Source organism: Mesorhizobium sp. B2-4-19, from assembly GCF_006441315.1.
Lineage (GTDB): Bacteria > Pseudomonadota > Alphaproteobacteria > Rhizobiales > Rhizobiaceae > Mesorhizobium.
In genome coordinates, this window is sequence record NZ_VFUV01000002.1 from 117475 (window position 1) to 135329 (window position 17855).

Here is a 17855-nt window from a genome sequence, read left to right on the forward strand (position 1 = left end):
CCTGACTGGAAGCGGGGGCGTGCTTCCGGCCGTGGTTTCGACAAACAAAATCGCAAACAGCACACTCAAATGCGCCTTTTACGTTTACGTCAATTCTATACCGATAGCCGCCTCATGACGCAAGGGGCGTTCTGTGAAGGTGCTTTATGCCGCACCATGGCAGCGAGAGCGAACTTCCTTCCAACTTCTTAAGCTTGGTTAACGCGTTGTTTACCACGTTGGGGGAAATGTGGGCGCGTCGGCTACCCGTGTTTATCCTGTATCGAATTTTTCACGGTTTTTCGGAGCGCGGGTGAAACCCCGGGAAGCTTGTCTTCCACCGTGGAAGCGCGGTCGCCTTCGTTCCGGCAGGGACTTGGGGAGCTGGTCGCAAGCCGGCCAATCTGAAAGACGGACGCACCGATGAACAGCAAGCGGTCCTATCTCGACACACTCAACGCCGGCAGGCAGCGCAAGCCGCAGACCACGCTCGAGCAACTGAACCGCTCGCTGGAGACCCTGGAACAGCGGTTGGGGCAGACCCGCGAGGAGGTGACGGCACGTCCCGCTCCGCGCCAATACGGCGCGGACCCGCGCTATCCAGCCACTGAGCCGCGCTATCCCGCCGTCGACCCGCTCTATCCCGCCGCCCAGCCAACCGCTCAGCAGCGCTGGTATGAGGATCCGCGGCCGGCGGCGCGCCCGCAGAGCCCGGTGCCGGCCCCCGGCTTCGACCAGAACTACCAGGCCATCGCCCGTGACATCGACCGCGTGCGCGGCCAGGAAGACAGCGTCGCCATGGTTGGCAAGATCGCCGGCGAATTGCGCGGCATGCGCGAGGAACTGCGCCACCAGATGACGGCGGGCCTGCAGCGCGAATTCGATGCACTACGCAAGGATATCGACCGCGCCTTCCAGGCCAACGCCAGGACCGGCACAGCGGGCAAGGGCAGTGCCGAACTCGGCGTCGAATTCGAACGGCTTTCCGGCGCCATAAAGTCGCTGTCGGAGAAAAGCGACGACAGAAGCGTCAACATGCTGCGGCTGGAGCTCGAGCAGGTGAAGGCCGCGCTCGACACGCTGGCGCGCGAGGAGAGCGTGCAGAAGGTCGACCGCCGCTGGGACGATTTCGACCGCCGCTGGACGGCTTTCGAGGACCGCGTCGACGCCGACCAGCGCAAGCGCTCCGACGACCCCGCCCTTTCGGCCCTGACCGACCGGCTGGAGCAGATCAGCAACGCCGTCAACAATCTGCCTGAATCTCTGTCGCTGCGCTCGCTCGAGGAAAAGGTGCGCACGCTGGCCGGCGCCGTCGAACACTTCGCGGGCCAGCAGGACAATCGTGGCGGCGACACGCTTGCCATGATCGACGAGCGGCTGGACGAGATTTCCCGCGCCATCGTTGCCTCGACCGTCGCGGCACAGGCCAATTCCGTCGACCACGAAGCCTTCGACCGTATCGAGAAGCGCATCGACTCGCTCGCCCGGCAGATCGAGGAAGTGGCGCAGGATCGTCCCGGCAACGCGGTCATGGATCGCCTGAGCACGCTGTCGAGCCGCGTCGACGAACTCGCCGGCCGCGCCAATTTGCCCGAACAGGCGATGGAACGGCTGGCCAAGCAGATCACCCTCATCGCCGACAAGATCGACCAGGCGCCGGCCATGCCCGACGCCGACTACATCTTCCACGGGCTCGAGCAGCGCTTCGACGTGCTGTCCGGCATGATGGAACGCCGCCAGGGCGATGCCATCGAACAGGGCAACATGCTGTTTCGCGATCTCGAGCGCCGTCTCGACGAGGTTGCCGACCGGCTCGACCAGCGCCTCGCGCCGCAAATCGACAGCGCCGGCATCATGGAAGCCATCGACGCCCGCTTCGCCGCACTCGCCACGCGCATGGAGACCCGCGCCGCCGATCCCGCCGGCGAAGCGGCGATCCGTGGACTGGAAAGCCGGCTCGAGGACATTTCCAGCCGGCTCGACGCCTCGGCGGCCCAGGTGGCCGGCATCGATCCGGCGCTGATCCGCAGCCTGGAGGCACAGGTCGCCGGCCTGTCCGCCCATCTGTCCAGGCCCAGCACGCCGCTGCCGGAATTCGAGGACATCAGCCCGCGCCTCGACGAAATCGAGAAGGCGCTGGCCGGAACCCGCGATTCCATCCTCGGCGCGGCACGCGAAGCGGCCGAGAACGCGGTGCGTTCGCTGGCCGGGTCGAACGCCAATGCGTCGGCGGTTTCCGGACTCGCCCAAGACCTGAAAACGCTGGAAACGCTGACGCGGCGCTCCGACGAGCGCAATTCGCGAACTTTCGAGGCCATCCACGACACGCTGCTCAAGATCGTCGACAGGCTGGGTTCGCTGGAAACCAACGAGCCGTCCGAAGCGGTGAGCGAGCTTCTGGCCACGCGCCAGGACGAGGCAGCCGGCAAGCGCCGCCCACGAACCGCCAAGATGGCTATCGAAGCGCCGTCGATGGATATAGACGAGCCGATGCCGCTGACCGGCGACATGGCCGATCTCGATGGCCGCGCCGCCGCCATAATGCGTAACGAGGGTACGCGTGGCGACCTGAGTACGCGTGGCGACCTGGGTACGCGTGGCGACCTGAGTACGCGTGGCGACCTGGGCACACGAACGCCGGCGGAAGCCGCCGCCGCCGCCGCCATGGCCGCACTCGGTTCCGGTACCATCGCCGAGAAGGACCAGCCGGCAGGCCGCAAATCGATGTTCGGCGGGCTGGCCCGCGCCTTCAAGGGCAAGAAGGCGGCGGCGGACGTCCCGCCGCTGGCCGGTTCGCCACCGAGCGGCGATATTCCGACTGTCGATCTCGACGAGCCGCTCGACCCGAAAGTGGCCAACCGCCCGCTGGAGCCAGGCTCCGGCGCGCCCGACCTCAATGCCATCATGAAGCGGGTTCGCGACGAGCGCGGCCAGCCGGCAAAGCTTGGCGAAAGCGACGCCGCCAAATCGGATTTCATCGCAGCCGCGCGGCGCGCGGCGCAGGCCGCCGCCGCGGAGGCCGACGCCCTGAAGCGCCAGTCGACGGTGAAAGGCCCGGTGAAGGCGCTCAGGATCGGCGACCTGCTCAAGGCGCGGCGCAAGCCGATCCTGATGGCTGCGGCGGCGATCATGCTGGCGCTTGCCGGCCTGCAGCTCGGCAAGGCGTTCCTCTCGGATCCCGTTCAGGTGGCAAACAACGACGCCGCACCGATCGTTGCCGCGCAGCCGGTGCAGGCGGCGTCCGTCGACACGGCGAGCCAGCCGAAGGCGGAAGCCCAGCCGGCAGCGAAGGACAATGCGCCGGGCCGTGCCGTCAGGCAGGCCGAGCAATCCGCGTCCACGACCAAGGACGACATGGTAGCGCAGACCGCCCTGGCGATGCCGTCGGACACGGACGCCATGGCGAATACGGCGCCGGTCGCAGAGCCCGCTGCCGCCCCGGCTGCTTCTACCGCCTCTTCCGGTCCCATGGCTTCGGCCGCTCCAGCACCAGTTGCGCCTATTGCCGCGACGCCGATGGATGCGACGGCTTCAGAGCCGGCCGCTGCTGCCGGCGGTGCGCAAGCGACGGACACCGATACCCAGCCGGTCGCAGCCGCAACGGCGGCCAACGACGCCATCGCCAAGGACACGACCGGCGCCGTTGCACCGACGGCTGCCCCTGCGACAGCAGCCGCGGCTAAGTTCGACATTCCGGCCGATGCCGGACCGGCGGCGCTGCGCGACGCCGCCGCTGGTGGCGACGCCAAGGCGCTGTTCGAGATCGGCTCGCGCTACGCGGAATCGCGCGGCGTCAAGGAAGACATGGCGGCAGCCGCCAAATGGTACGAAAAATCGGCGGAACTCGGTTTCGCGCCGGCCGAATACCGCATCGGCAATTTCTATGAGAAGGGCATCGGCGTCGCCCGCGACATCAAGAAGTCGAAGACCTGGTACCAACTGGCCGCCGAGCAGGGCAATGCCAGCGCCATGCACAATCTGGCCGTGCTGTTCGCCATGGCCGCCGATGGCGTGACCGACAATGAATCGGCCGCGCACTGGTTCCAGGAGGCCGCCGATCTCGGCGTCAAGGACAGCCAGTTCAATCTCGGCATCCTGGCCGCCAAGGGCGTCGGCATGAAGCAGAACCTCGAGGAATCCTACAAATGGTTCGCTCTCGTCGCCAAGACCGGCGACAAGGACGCTGCCGCCAAGCGCGACGAGATCGCCAATGCGCTGCGGCCCGAACAGCTCGAGCGGGCGCGCGCCGCGACCGAACTGTGGAAGGCCAAGCCGCTCAACGCGGCGACCAATTCGGCCGACATTCCCGAATCCTGGCAGGAAGGCACGCCGCAGACGACCGCCGGCATCGACATGAAGAAGGCGGTCAAGAACATCCAGCTCATCCTCAACAAGAACGGCTATGACGCCGGCGGCGCCGACGGCGTCATGGGCGAGAAGACCAAGAACGCGATCATCGCTTTCCAGACCGACAACAAGCTGCCGGCGACCGGCGCCGTCGATGAAAAACTGGTGCGGGCGCTGCTGGCGCGCAAATAACAGAGAAGCGTCGTTTCCACGACGCTCTTGCCACACATTTGCCTGTTAACTGATTGAGATATTTTTTGTTTCGGCGCGGCGACGGGGTTTGACCCCGCCGCCGCGTCGGCGCAAGGAAAAATTGGCTTTTCGGTGCGAGACTGCCCAGAACGGCTGTATTCGCCGACAGGCAAACTGATCGAGACTGACGGGTGGGCATCTATCTCCCGATTGCGGAAATTTCCGTCAACGTCTTCGTGCTGCTGGCCATGGGCGCTGCGGTGGGCTTCCTGTCGGGCATGTTCGGCGTCGGCGGCGGGTTTCTCATCACGCCGCTCCTGATCTTCTACAACATCCCCCCGGCGATCGCGGTCGCCACCGGCGCCAACCAGGTCATCGCCTCTTCCGTCTCGGGCGTGCTTTCGCACATGAAGCGGGGCACGCTCGACTTCAAGCTCGGCGGCGTGCTTCTGGCCGGCGGCATTGTCGGCTCCACCGCCGGTATCTACGTGTTCGCCTTCCTGCGCCGACTTGGCCAGCTCGACCTGTTCATCTCGCTGCTCTATGTCGTGCTGCTCGGCACGGTCGGCGGGCTGATGCTGGTCGAAAGCATCAATGCGCTGCGCGCCACACGCAGCGGCGCCGCGCCGGTGCTAAAGAAATCCGGCCAGCACAACTGGATCCACCGGCTGCCGCTGAAGATGCGCTTCAGGGCGTCGAAACTGTTCGTCAGTGTCATCCCGGTGCTCGGCCTTGGCGCCGGCATCGGCTTCCTGTCGTCGATCATGGGTGTCGGCGGCGGCTTCATCATGGTGCCGGCGCTGATCTATCTGCTCAAAGTGCCGACCAATGTCGTTATCGGCACCTCGCTGTTCCAGATCATCTTCACGTCCGCCTACACCACACTGGTCCACGCCACCACGAACCAGACGGTCGACGTCGTGCTGGCCTTCCTGCTGATGGCGGGCGGCGTCGCAGGCGCGCAATATGGCGCCAAGGCCGGCCAGAGGCTGCGCGGCGAGCAGCTCAGGGCGCTGCTGGCCTTGCTGGTGCTGGCCGTGGCGATCAGGCTGGCCATCGATCTTTTCGTCACCCCGCCCAATCTCTATTCGCTGTCCAGCGCGGGCCTCAACTGATGGCGGGCCCGAAAGCATTCGCAGCCGCCATACTCCTGTCACTGCTTGCCGCCGCCGCGCCGGCAAAGGCACAGACGCCGCTGACGGAAGGCATCCAGATCGGTCTCTCCACCGACAATGTCTCGATCACCGCCGGCTTTTCCGGCGCCGACCTGACCATCTTCGGCTCGCTGGAAAATCCCGACCCGCTGGTCGCCCGCCAGGGCCGCTACGACGTCATCGTCGTGCTCGAAGGGCCACCCAAGCCGGTGGTGGTACGCCGCAAGGACCGGGTGCTCGGCGTCTGGGTCAATCTGGACTCCGAAACCTTCGAGAACGTGCCGGTCTCCTATTCGGTGGCGACGACGCGGCCGCTGCAGGACATCACCGAGCCGAACAGCTACAAGCAGCTGTCGCTCGGCGCCTCCAACCTCTATATGCAGCCCGCCGACGCCGGCGACGGCCCGGCGACGATCGAGGAATTCACCGCGGCGCTGCGCGAACGCAAGGGCGCCGCCGGCCTCTACAGCGAGAATGTCGGCGGCGTGCAGTTCCTGTCGCAGAACCTGTTCCGCGCCACCGTCAGGCTGGCACCGAATGTGCCGGTTGGAACCCATAAAGCCCGCGCCTTCCTGTTCAAGAGCGGCCTGTTCATCAAGGAGAGCTCAGCCCAGCTCGAAATCCGCAAGTCCGGCTTCGAACAGTCGATCTTCCGGGTCGCCCATGACTACTCCTTCCTCTACGGCGTCTTCGCCATATCGCTGGCCATGCTGACGGGCTGGCTCGGCAGGCTGATCTTCCGCAAGGATTGAGCGGCCAAAAGGGGTTTCCCTTTCCCGCGTCATGCTATAGACCGCACCTCCCCGCCCAACGGGCAAGCACGCACAATTCAATTCGGCAGAGCGGTCCAGTCGCCCGGAACCACAGCGCACGCTTCTCCCGCGAGCGCCGATCCGCTGTCTGCCGCCAATGACAGGAGGCTGCCTTGCGACCAGCATTCGCCGGTATCGACTTCGGCACTTCGAACTCCACGGTCGGCGTGGTCCGCAACGGGCAGCCCCACCTCGTCGCGCTCGAAGGCGGCCAGGTCACGCTGCCCAGCGCGGTGTTCTTCAATTTCGAGGACGGCCGCATCTGTTTTGGCCGCCAGGCCATCGCCAACTACACCGACAGTGTGGAAGGCCGGCTGATGCGCTCGCTGAAGAGCGTTCTGGGCAGCTCGCTGGCGCATGAGAAGACGCGCATCAAGGCGCGCTCGATCGGCTTCATGGAGATCATCGGCCTGTTCCTCGGGCATCTCAGGAAGAAGCTTGAAGAAGATGGCGGCGATTTGGTCGAGACCGTGGTGCTCGGCCGTCCGGTGCAGTTTGTCGATGACGACCCACAAGCCGACGCGAACGCGCAGAGCGACCTGGAAAAGGCCGCGCATGCCCAGGGCTTCAGGCACATCGCCTTCCAGTTCGAGCCGATCGCGGCTGCGCTCGACTACGAGCAGAGGGTGACGCGCGAGGAGCTGGCGCTGATCATCGACATGGGCGGCGGCACCTCTGACTTTTCAGTCGTGCGCGTCTCACCTGAGCGTGCCCGACTGCCGGACCGCAAGGACGATATCCTGGCCAGCCGGGGCGTCCATATCGGCGGTACGGATTTCGACCGGTTGCTCAGCATTGCCCATGTGATGCCGCAACTCGGCTATTTGACCCCGACCAAGGACGGCAAGCGCAATCTGCCGGCCAGCTACTTCATCGATCTGGCGACTTGGCAGCGCATCAACCTGGTCTACACCGCCAAGGCGATGACGCATCTGCGCCAGATCCGCTACGAGGCCGCGCGCGCCGACCTTGTCGACCGGTTCATCCACATTGTCGAGCACCGCTATGGGCACGCTTTGGCGGCATTGGTGGAAAAGGCCAAGATAGAATTGACCGACCTGTCATCGGCCGAAGTGGCGGTAAGGCTATCCGACGTGGAGTTCGCCGCCGAAATCTCGCGTGACGGACTGGACGCCACGATCGCCAGGGACATCGAGCGGGTCACCGCAACGGTGGCTGAGACCATGAGCGACGCCGGGGTCAAGCCGTCCGACATCACCGCGGTGTTCCTTACCGGCGGCTCGACCGCGATCCCGCTGGCAAGACGGGAAATCCTGGCGCTGGTGCCGCAGGCTTCGGTCATCGACGGCGACATGTTCGGCTCGGTCGGCCTTGGCCTGGCACTGGATGCGCAACGCAAGTTCGGCTGATCAGGCTGAACCGCTTCGGGTCGTCTCGGCGCCGAGATGCGCCTTGAGCGCCATCTGGGCCAGGCTTGCCTGGCGGTCGCGGTGGGTGATCATGGCGAAGTCGCGCTGTGGCAGTTCGAGCGGCACGGACCGCAGGCTGCCTTCGGCGACGGCGCGTCCGACGACGAGCTCCGAAATGATGGTGGCGCCCGCACCCGCCTCGACCGCCTGGCGAACCGCCTCGTTGCTTGGCAGCACCAGGAACACCTGCAGCTCGGCCAGCGAAATCCCCTCGCGCCGCGCCAGATCCTCCAGCACCTCGCGCGTGCCCGACCCGCCCTCGCGGATGATCCAGCGCAGGCCCCTGATGTCGGGACGGCCCGGCGCGGTTTCGACGATTTCGGGATGTGACGCGGCAACCACCAGCATCAACCGGTCGGTGTCGACCTTGGCGCGGCGCAATATGTCGGATTCGGTGCGCCCCTCGACCAGGCCGAGATCGGCGGTTCCATCCAGCACGCTGGCCTCGACCTGCCTCGTGTTGCCGATGCTGACGCTCAGCCGCACCGCGGGATAAGCCTCGTGAAAGGACGCCAGCCGGCGCGGCAGCCAGTAGCTGGCGATGGTCAGGCTGGCGGCGATGGAGAGGCTGCCGGCGACCGTCTGCGAGACATGTTCCAGCACATTGCGCGCGGCGGCGGCCCGCTCCAGCACGGCCTTTGCCTCCGGCAGGAACCGGTGGCCGGTCTGGGCAAGCTCGATGTTGCGGCCGACGCGGTTGAACAGATGGACGCCGTGCTGCTCTTCAAGCGCGCGGATGGCGGCCGATGCCGCCGACTGGGAGATACCCAGAAGCTCCGCCGCCTTGGTCATGTGGCCGCGTTCGGCGACGGCGACGAAGATGCGCAACTGATCCAGGGTCATGGGCGTATTAAGAACCAATACCGATCGAATTTACAAGAACAACTGATTAGACGGATCGATAGCTTCATTCTACATTTTCACGCGAAGTTAGAAAAAATTCGCCAGGGAATGGCAGAGACTAAAATGATCGGGCGGTTCAAGTCCCTTCTCGCGCATTGGACCTGCGGCATCCGCAGACGGCTGGCCGGCGATCGCTATCACCCGGAAGAGCACTACATGCGCGGCCCCGGGCCGAAGACACGAGCCAAATCCGCCGGCCGCGCAGGCACATCCGGATCATGAGGCATCCAACGCCGCGCGGCGCGAATTCAGCACCATCGCAACGCCCGCTTGCCGACACGCGCGCGCCCGATGAAGGCGACGGCGTCGACACCTCGCCTGGCATTTCCGACAGCATCGCCAAGACGACCTGCTATATGTGCGCCTGCCGGTGCGGCATCGACGTGCACATCAAGGACGGCAAGGTCCGCTACATCAACGGCAACAAGGACCATCCGGTCAATCGCGGCGTGATCTGCGGCAAGGGCAGTTCCGGCATCATGCAGCATTACAGCCCCGCCCGGCTGAAGAAGCCGCTGTTGCGCACCGGCCCGCGCGGCTCCGGCGCGTTCCGCGAGATCGAGTGGGAGGAGGCCTTTTCGATCGTGACGGAGCGGCTCTCGGCCATCCGTCGCACCGATCCGAAAAAACTCGCCTTCTTCACTGGCCGCGACCAGTCGCAATCCTTGACCGGTTGGTGGGCGAGCCAGTTCGGCACGCCGAATTTCGCCGCCCATGGCGGCTTCTGTTCGGTCAACATGGCGGCCGGCGGGCTCTATTCGATCGGCGGCTCGTTCTGGGAGTTCGGCGAGCCCGACTGGGACAACACACGATATTTCATGCTGTTCGGTGTCGCCGAGGACCATGATTCCAACCCGATCAAGATCGGGCTGGGCAAGCTCAAGGCGCGCGGCGCCAAGGTGGTGTCGATCAACCCCTGCCGCACCGGCTACAACGCGATTGCCGACGACTGGATCGGCATCCGGCCCGGCACGGACGGCCTGTTCGTGTTTGCGCTCATCCACGAATTGCTGAAGGCCGGCCGTGTCGATCTCGAATATTTGCTCCGCTACACCAACGCCCATGTCCTCGTCGTGCAGGAGCCGGGCGCGTCCGACGATGGGCTGTTCGTCCGCGACGCCGACGGCAATCCGCTGGCCTGGGACAGGGTGGAGAAAACCGCCATCAAGGCAACCGACCCGGAAGCGAAGCCGGCGCTGACCGGCAGCTTCGAAGTCGGCGGCCGCCGCTGCACGCCGGTGTTCCAGCTGATCGCCGACCGCTATCTCGACGACAGCTATGCGCCGGATGCGGTGGCGCAGCGTTGCGGCATTCCGGCCGATACAATCCGCCGGATCGCCGCCGAGCTTGCCCATGTCGCCTTCGAACAGACGATCGAACTGGCTATCGCATGGACCGACTGGGCCGGGCGCCGGCACGAGACGATCAAGGGCCGGCCGGTTTCGATGCATGCAATGCGCGGCATATCAGCCCATTCGAACGGTTTTCACTCTTGCCGCGCCATCCACCTGCTGCAAGTGCTTCTGGGCACGGTGGATGTTCCCGGCGGCTTTCGCTTCAAGCCGCCCTATCCCCGTTCGGCGCCGCCGGGGCCGAAACCCGCCGGCAAGACGGTCAAGCCGATGACGCCGCTGGACGGCATGCCGCTTGGTTTCGTCTGCGGCCCGGACGACCTGCAGGTCGACGAAGACGGCACGCCGACCCGCATCGACAAAGCCTATTCCTGGGACGCGCCGCTCGCCGCGCATGGGCTTATGCACACCGTCATCCGCAATGCCTGGGCCGGCGATCCCTACCCGATCGACACGCTGATGATGTACATGTCGAACATGGCCTGGAATTCCTCGATGAACACCGTCGAGACGATTCGTATGCTGACCGACCACGACGAGGCGGGCAACTACAAGATCCCCTTCATCATCTATTCCGACGCCTATTATTCCGAGACAGTTCCGTTCGCCGACCTCGTGCTGCCGGACACCACCTATCTCGAACGGCACGACTGCATCAGCCTGCTCGACCGGCCGATCAGCCATGCCGACGGGCCGGGCGACGCCATCCGCCATCCTGTCGTCGAGCCTGATCGCGACGTCAGGCCGTTCCAGTCGGTGCTGATCGAGCTGGGCGCCCGGCTCGGCCTGCCCGGTTTCGTCGACGAGGACGGAGCGGCCAGATATGCCGATTATGCCGACTATATCGTCAACCACGAGCGCACGCCGGGCATCGGACCGCTGGCCGGCTGGCGCGGCAAGGACGGGACGTCGATCGGCAAGGGCGAGGCCAATCCGGACCAGTTGCAGCGCTACATCGACAATGGCGGCTTCTGGCATTACGACTTCGCCGACGACCAGCGCTACTACAAGATGGCCAACCGCTCCTATCTCGATTTCGCGGTGCAGATGGGTTTCATTCCGAAGGCGGAGCCGATCATCTTCCAGCTCTATTGCGAGCCGCTGCAGCGGTTTCGGCTCGCCGCACGCGGCCATGGCCGCGTCCTGCCGCCGGAGGCCGAGCGGCAGCGCATCGAGACCTATATGGATCCGCTGCCGTTCTGGTACATGCCGTTCGAGGAAGCGGTGGTCGACCTCAAAAAGTATCCCCTGCACGCGCTGACGCAGCGGCCGATGCACATGTATCATTCCTGGGGTTCGCAGAATGCGTGGCTGCGGCAGATCACCAGCCAGAACCGGCTATTCGTGCATCACCGGACCGGCGCCGGCCTCGGCCTAGTCGATGACGACTGGGTGTGGATCGAGAGCATCAACGGCAGAGTGAAGGGGCAGATCAAGCTGGTCGACGGGGTGAACGAAAGCACGGTCTGGACCTGGAATGCGATCGGCAAAAGGCGCGGCAGCTGGGGGCTGAAAGATGATGCCGCCGAGAGCAATCGCGGCTTCCTGCTCAACCACATTATCGGTGACCAGACTTCTGCTGACGTCAGCGGCAAACGCTATTCGAATTCCGATCCGGTCACGGGACAGGCGGCGTGGTTCGATCTGCGCGTGCGCATCGTCAAATGCGCGGCGGAGGAGGCCGGCTTCACCGAACCGCAATTCGAGCGTTTTCAACAGCCGCCGCATTTCGAACCATCGCCCGACAAGCTCACTTTCGGCGCCGGGTTTCGGCAGGCAAGAGAGGCGGCCGAATGACCTGCCTTCCAAGTCCAGGCGGCAAGAAGCTTGGCCTCGTCATCGACCTCGACACCTGTGTCGGCTGCCAGGCCTGCGTCACCGCCTGCAAGGAGTGGAACACCGGCGGCCACATGGCGCCGCTGACCGACATCGATCCCTATGGCGGCAATGTCGACGGGGTCTGGTTCAACCGCGTGCACAGTTACGAGCACATCACCGAGATGGGTGGGCGCACGGTCAACTTCCCGCGTTCCTGCCTGCATTGCGAGACGCCGGCCTGCGTCACCGTCTGCCCGACGGGCGCCTCCTACAAACGGGCCTCGGACGGCATCGTGCTGATCGACGAGGACAAGTGCATCGGCTGCAAACTATGCAGTTGGGCCTGCCCCTATGGCGCGCGCGAATTCGACACCGATGTCGGCGTGATGAAGAAATGCACGCTCTGCGTCGACCGCATTTATAACGACAACCTGGCCGAAGAAGACCGCGTGCCGGCCTGCGTCGCCGCCTGCCCGACCAGCGCGCGGCATTTCGGTGATCTCGGCGATCCTCAGTCCGCCGTCTCACAACTGGTGGCCGAGCGCGGCGGCGTCGACCTGATGCCGGAACTCGGCTATCACCCGACCAACAAATATCTGCCGCCACGCGCCCATACGCAGCGCGGCGCATCGGTGCCGGCGAAGGCGCTGGAGCCGGTGCGGGCCGAAGGCGGCTTCCTCGGCTGGGTCGATCGCATGCTTTCGAACTGACATCCATGCATCCAGCCTTCTCCGTCGTCTTCTTCACCACCGCCACGGGCGCCGGCTACGGCCTGCTGGCATTGCTCGGCGTGCTCACCCCGCTCGGCTACATCCCGCCCGATTTCTGGCTTGGCCTCGTCGGCACGGGACTGGCGCTCGGCCTGATCGCGGCGGGATTGTTGTCCTCGACCGGCCATCTCGGCAGGCCGGAGCGCGCCTGGCGGGCGTTCTCGCAATGGCGCAGTTCCTGGCTGTCGCGCGAAGGCGTGGCCTCGGTCATCACCTTCATCCCGGCGGGACTGTTCGGCATCGGCTGGGTGTTGTTGGGCCGCACTGGCGGCTGGGTGGCCATTGCCGGATTGCTGGCCGCCATCGGTGCAATCATCACCGTCTGCACCACCGGGATGATCTACGCGTCGCTGAAACCGATCGCCCAATGGCACAGCCGCTATACTTTGCCGGCCTATCTGATCTTCGCGGCCATGACCGGCAGCGTTCTGTTGAACGCGCTGCTGCAGGGCTTCGGCGTCGGCTCGGTGGCCGTGCTGGCGTTGTCGCTGCTGGCCACTCTTGCTGGCTGGGGCTGGAAGCGCGCGACCTGGCGGCACGATGACCGTCTCGAGATTCCGTCCACCGCCAACACCGCCACCGGACTTGCCGGCGGCACGGTGCGGTCGCTGGAATGGCCGCATACCGAGGAAAACTACCTGCTCAAGGAAATGGGCTTTCGCATCGCGCGCAAGCACAGTGCGAAGCTGCGCATACTCGCACAGGCATCGGCCTTCGCCCTGCCCGTTCTGCTGCTCGCGGCCACCTTCGCCTTGCCGTGGCCCTTTGCGGCGATCCCGTCGGTGCTCGCCGCGATCGTCCAGTTCGCCGGGATGCTGGTCGAGCGCTGGCTGTTCTTCGCCGAGGCAAAGCACACGGTCACCCTGTATTACGGCAGATAGGGCTGCTCAGCCCGGCCGCAGCATCGAGCGGGAGATGGCGAAGATGCGGTCGCTGCCAAGCATGTAGGCCGTCAGCGATTCCAAGCGAAACAGCCCGGCATAGGCGCGGTCGAGCACGTTGAGCGAACCGGTATAGGCGCCGAAGGCCGGCATGATCATGCGGCCGCCATCGCCGGCAAAGCAGCGCCGCCGCACCGAACGGCCGCGCTGCACAATACGGGCGCAGGGGTGGAGGTGGCCGGATATTTCGCCCTCGACCCGCACCTTCGATGGCTCGTGCCGGAACAGCAGCGAGCCTACGGCCAGTTCCCGCACCGTCTCGCCGGGCAGATCCGCCGGCGCTTCGGGGTCGTGATTGCCGGCGACCCAGAACCAGTCGCGGCCTGCCATCGGCGCTTCCAGCCGTTCGCGAAAACTTTGATGCATGCGTTTGGCGCCGCCGCCGTCGTGAAAGGAGTCACCCAGGCTGATGACGATCGACGGCTGGTAGTCGGATATGACGGCCTGCAGCCTGAGCAAGGTCGCGCCGGTGTCATAGGGCGGGATCAGCGTGCCGCGCCTTGCCAGTGACGAGCCCTTTTCCAGATGCAGGTCGGAGACCGCCAACAGCCTGAGTTCGGGAAAATAGAGCACGCCGCGCGGATCGCAGACCGCACGTTCGCCGGCGATGCCTATCATGTCGGCCTCGGCGATCAGCGACGTGCGCGCCAGCGAAAAATTCATCCCTCACTCATTTCCGGCCCCATGGCCTCCTCGACCAAAGTCGCCGCATCCATCAGCAGTGTTTCATCGGCTTCGCCGTTCACCGGCATCTTGCCGATCTCGAGCATGATCGGCACGGCCAGTGGCGAAATCTGCTCGAGCGCCTTATGCATGATTCGACCCTGGACGCGCGAGAGCATGTCGGCAAGTCTGCTGACATCGAGCAGACCGGCCGCCGCATCGGCGCGTGTCGCCTGCAGCAGAATATGGTCCGGCTCATGGCTGCGCAGCACATCGTAGATCAGGTCGGTCGACACGGTGACCTGACGGCCGCTCTTCTCCTGGCCCGGATGGCGTTTCTCGATCAGCCCCGAAATCAGCGCGCAATTGCGGAAGGTGCGCTTGAGAAGCCAGCTGTCGGCCAGCCAGGCTTCGAGGTCGTCGCCCAGCATGTCCTCGTCGAACAAGGCGCCGAGAGACGGTTTCCCGGCCTTGAACATCGCGCCCATGTCGCCCAGCGACCATATGGCAAGGGCGTAATCGGTGGCGACAAAGCCGAGCGGCCTGGCGCCGGCCCTGTCGAGACGCCGGGTGAGCAGCATGCCGAGCGTCTGGTGGGCCAGCCTGCCTTCAAACGGATAAGCGACCAGATAATAGCGGTTGCCGCGTGGAAAGGTCTCGATCAGCAGGTCATCGCGTTTGGGCAGAACCGATTTGTCGGCCTGGAACCGCAGCCAGTCGGCCACCTGCTCCGGCAGCTTCTTCCAGCGCTGCGGATCGTCCAGCATCATGCGGACCTGCTCGGCAAGGTAGGTCGAAAGCGGGAACTTGCCGCCGCCGTAATAGGGCACCTTGGCGTCGCTGCCGGGTGCGTTCGACACGAAGCATTCATTCTCGCGAATGCCTTCGAAGCGAAGCACTTTGCCGGCGAACATGAAGGTGTCGCCATGCGTCAGCGTTTCGAGGAAGGCCTCCTCGATCTTGCCGAGAACGGCGCCGCCGCGTGTAGCCGAGCCTTTGCTGCCTGCTTTGACGTAACGCACGTTGAGCGCCGGCACTTCGATGATGGTGCCGACATTCAGCCGGTATTGCTGAGCCACGCGCGGGTTGGAGACGCGCCACAACCCGTCCTTGTTCAGGCGGATACGCGCGTAGCGCTCGTAATTCTTCAGCGCATAGCCGCCGGTGGCGACGAAATCGATGACGCGGTCGAAGGTAATCCTATCGAGGCTGGTGTAGGGTGCCGCCGTTCGTGCTTCCTCGTAGAGATCGTCGGCACGGAACGGTGCGCCGCAGGCGCAGCCGAGCACATGTTGCGCCAGCACATCGAGGCCGCCATCGACCAGCGGCGGCGTGTCCTGCGCGCCAAGATAATTGGCGTCGAGCGCTGCCCGGCATTCCAGGACCTCGAAGCGATTAGCCGGGATCAGGATCGCCTTGGATGGCTCATCCATGCGGTGGTTGGCGCGGCCGATGCGCTGCGCCAGCCGGCTGGCGCCCTTCGGTGCGCCGACATGCACGACCAGATCGACATCGCCCCAGTCGATGCCGAGATCGAGCGTCGAGGTGGCCACGATAGCACGCAGCGCGTTGTCGCCCATCGCCTTCTCGACGCGCCGCCGCTGGGCGACGTCGAGCGATCCGTGATGCAGCGCGATCGGCAAGGTGTCCTCGTTGACCCGCCACAATTCCTGGAAAAGCAGCTCCGCCTGACTGCGGGTGTTGACGAACAGCAGGGTCGTCTTGTGGCGCTTGATCTCGCGGTAGATCTCCGGCGTGGCATAGCGCGCCGAATGCCCCGCCCACGGTACACGCTCTTCGGAATCGAGAATGGAGATTTCGGGTTTAGCTCCCCCTGTGACCACAATCAGTTCGGACATGTCTCCTGGTGGATTCTGGCTGACCAGCCAGCGTCGCAATTCGTCCGGTTCGGCCACCGTCGCCGACAGGCCGATCGTCTGCAGGGTGGGCACAAAGCTGCGCAGCCGCGCCAGACCGAGCGCCAAGAGATGGCCGCGTTTCGACGTCACCAGCGAATGCAATTCGTCGAGCACGACGTAGCGCAAATCATCGAAGAAGCGCTTTGCATCACCCGCCGCGATCAGTAGCGCCAGTTGCTCGGGCGTGGTGAGCAGGATATCGGGCGGCGCCACCTTCTGGCGCTGGCGTTTGTGGGAAGGCGTGTCGCCGGTGCGTGTCTCGATGCTGATCGGCAGACCTATCTCCTCGACCGGCTTGCCGAGATTGCGCTCGATGTCGACGGCGAGCGCCTTGAGCGGCGAGATGTAGAGCGTGTGGATGCCGCGATGCGCCTGCCCCGGCTTCTTCCTTGGCCTCACCGCCAGTTCGGTCAGCGAGGGCAGGAAACCGGCCAGCGTCTTGCCGGCCCCGGTCGGGGCGATCAACAGCACCGATTGGCCGCTTTGAGCCTTCGCCAGCAATTCGATCTGATGGGCGCGCGGCGACCAGCCTTTCTCGCCGAACCATCGGAGGAATGGTTCGGGCAGGGCAATGGCGGCATTCTGCTCGGCAAGGCGCGGCTCAACTGTCACGCGCCAGAGGTAGCGCGGCTACGCGCGCTCGCCAAGGAAAATCGGAACAAAAGGGGATCGCAGCGTTCCTCGCCCGTTTACGAGAGAAGGAAGAAGGTCACGGCCTGCGAAACCCGGTCGGGCCGCCATAGAGGTAGCCGATGCGGGCGATGGCGTCCTTCAGGCCTTCGCGCGAGACCAGCATGGTGTGGCCGTTGGCGTGGATCATGGTCTCGGCATCGGTCATGACAGCGACATGGCCTTTCCAGAAGACGAGGTCGCCCCGACGCAATCCGGCATAATCCGGACCCGGTTCGAGAGGCTCACCGATGCTTGCCGCCTGCATGTCGGAATCGCGCAGCACGTTTTTGCCCGCCATGCGCATCGCCAGTTGCACCAAGCCGGAGCAGTCGATGCCGAAGCCGGACGCGCCGCCCCACAGATAGGGCGTTCCTAGAAACGTCTCGGCAACCGCGACATAGTCGGCGGCAATTTCTGCGATTGGCCTGAGGTGACCCGCGATGATCGCTTCGCCCGACGGCAGGACGGCGTAGTGTGTGCCGCGCGTCTCGGCGGCTCCCCTCACCGTCACCGTCGACCCCATCGACAGCTGTCCCGCGATCGGAAAGCGCAGGTCCGGACCGGGATAGAGAAACGTGCGGGGCACCGAGACGATATGGGTGGGCGCGTGGTTCCGTCCGCCCAGCTCAGTTGCGGCGACGTAGCCGACATAGCCGTCGCGTTCGGCCTGGATCCAGGCCCAGCCTTCGGCATCCTCGAAAACCAGCACATCGTCGCCGAACAGGGCTTGCGTGTTGACGCCGGCATCCGCACCCGGCGCCTTGCGGATGTCGGCCACCGAGGCCGAAATCCGCGCCGGCCGGCCGGCGACAAAACGCTCGGCAGAAACCTCGCCTTTCAGCCTTGCGTCGGCAAGGTCGGAACGGAAGGCGTGGAGACGGGCATCGTGAGCAGTCAAAATCG

The 17855-nt window shown here is 65.1% G+C and carries 11 protein-coding genes; 7 read left to right on the forward strand and 4 right to left on the reverse strand.

Going from position 1 to position 17855, the window contains the following annotated elements; translation table 11 throughout:
* The first annotated feature begins 402 nt into the window (after positions 1 to 402).
* From FJ546_RS03840 to FJ546_RS03855, 4 genes are all read left to right on the forward strand, one after another.
* Positions 403 to 4518: an SEL1-like repeat protein gene (locus FJ546_RS03840; protein WP_140888153.1), complete on the forward strand. Its 4116-nt coding sequence runs from the start codon at positions 403 to 405 to the stop codon at positions 4516 to 4518.
* Between the two features lie 191 nt (positions 4519 to 4709).
* On the forward strand, positions 4710 to 5633 hold the full coding sequence (locus tag FJ546_RS03845) for a sulfite exporter TauE/SafE family protein (protein WP_140888154.1): 924 nt from the start codon (positions 4710 to 4712) through the stop codon (positions 5631 to 5633).
* Positions 5633 to 6424: a TIGR02186 family protein gene (locus tag FJ546_RS03850; protein WP_140888155.1), complete on the forward strand. Its 792-nt coding sequence runs from the start codon at positions 5633 to 5635 to the stop codon at positions 6422 to 6424. Before FJ546_RS03845 ends, FJ546_RS03850 begins: the two co-directional genes overlap by 1 nt.
* A gap of 173 nt (positions 6425 to 6597) precedes the next feature.
* A complete protein-coding gene (locus FJ546_RS03855; protein ID WP_140888156.1) occupies positions 6598 to 7854 on the forward strand; it encodes an Hsp70 family protein in 1257 nt (418 codons plus the stop codon).
* Here the strand turns inward: FJ546_RS03855 and FJ546_RS03860 are convergent, their stop codons facing one another.
* On the reverse strand, positions 7855 to 8757 hold the full coding sequence (locus FJ546_RS03860) for a LysR family transcriptional regulator (protein ID WP_140888157.1): 903 nt from the start codon (positions 8755 to 8757) through the stop codon (positions 7855 to 7857). It lies immediately after the preceding gene.
* A 278-nt stretch (positions 8758 to 9035) separates the two neighbouring features.
* Here FJ546_RS03860 and FJ546_RS03865 point away from each other — a divergent pair, with 278 nt between their 5' ends.
* From FJ546_RS03865 to FJ546_RS03875, 3 genes are read left to right on the forward strand one after another with little or no spacing between them, the layout of a single operon-like run.
* Positions 9036 to 11966 carry a molybdopterin-dependent oxidoreductase gene (locus FJ546_RS03865; RefSeq protein WP_140888158.1) on the forward strand — a complete coding sequence of 977 codons (2931 nt, stop codon included), beginning with the start codon at positions 9036 to 9038 and terminating at the stop codon, positions 11964 to 11966.
* A complete protein-coding gene (locus tag FJ546_RS03870; protein ID WP_140888159.1) occupies positions 11963 to 12697 on the forward strand; it encodes a 4Fe-4S dicluster domain-containing protein in 735 nt (244 codons plus the stop codon). Before FJ546_RS03865 ends, FJ546_RS03870 begins: the two co-directional genes overlap by 4 nt.
* A gap of 5 nt (positions 12698 to 12702) precedes the next feature.
* Positions 12703 to 13638: a dimethyl sulfoxide reductase anchor subunit family protein gene (locus FJ546_RS03875; RefSeq protein WP_140888160.1), complete on the forward strand. Its 936-nt coding sequence runs from the start codon at positions 12703 to 12705 to the stop codon at positions 13636 to 13638.
* Positions 13639 to 13644: 6 nt separating this feature from the next.
* Here FJ546_RS03875 and pdeM read toward each other — a convergent pair whose 3' ends face one another.
* The 3 genes from pdeM to FJ546_RS03890 form a co-directional block, all read right to left on the reverse strand.
* Positions 13645 to 14361, reverse strand: coding sequence for a ligase-associated DNA damage response endonuclease PdeM (gene pdeM / locus FJ546_RS03880; protein ID WP_140888161.1), 717 nt, complete (start codon positions 14359 to 14361; stop codon positions 13645 to 13647).
* Positions 14358 to 16892, reverse strand: coding sequence for a ligase-associated DNA damage response DEXH box helicase (locus FJ546_RS03885; protein ID WP_140888162.1), 2535 nt, complete (start codon positions 16890 to 16892; stop codon positions 14358 to 14360). The genes pdeM and FJ546_RS03885 overlap by 4 nt, the downstream gene beginning before the upstream one ends.
* Before the next feature lie 97 nt (positions 16893 to 16989).
* Positions 16990 to 17850, reverse strand: coding sequence for an NlpC/P60 family protein (locus tag FJ546_RS03890; protein ID WP_140888163.1), 861 nt, complete (start codon positions 17848 to 17850; stop codon positions 16990 to 16992).
* Between the last annotated feature and the right edge of the window lie 5 nt (positions 17851 to 17855).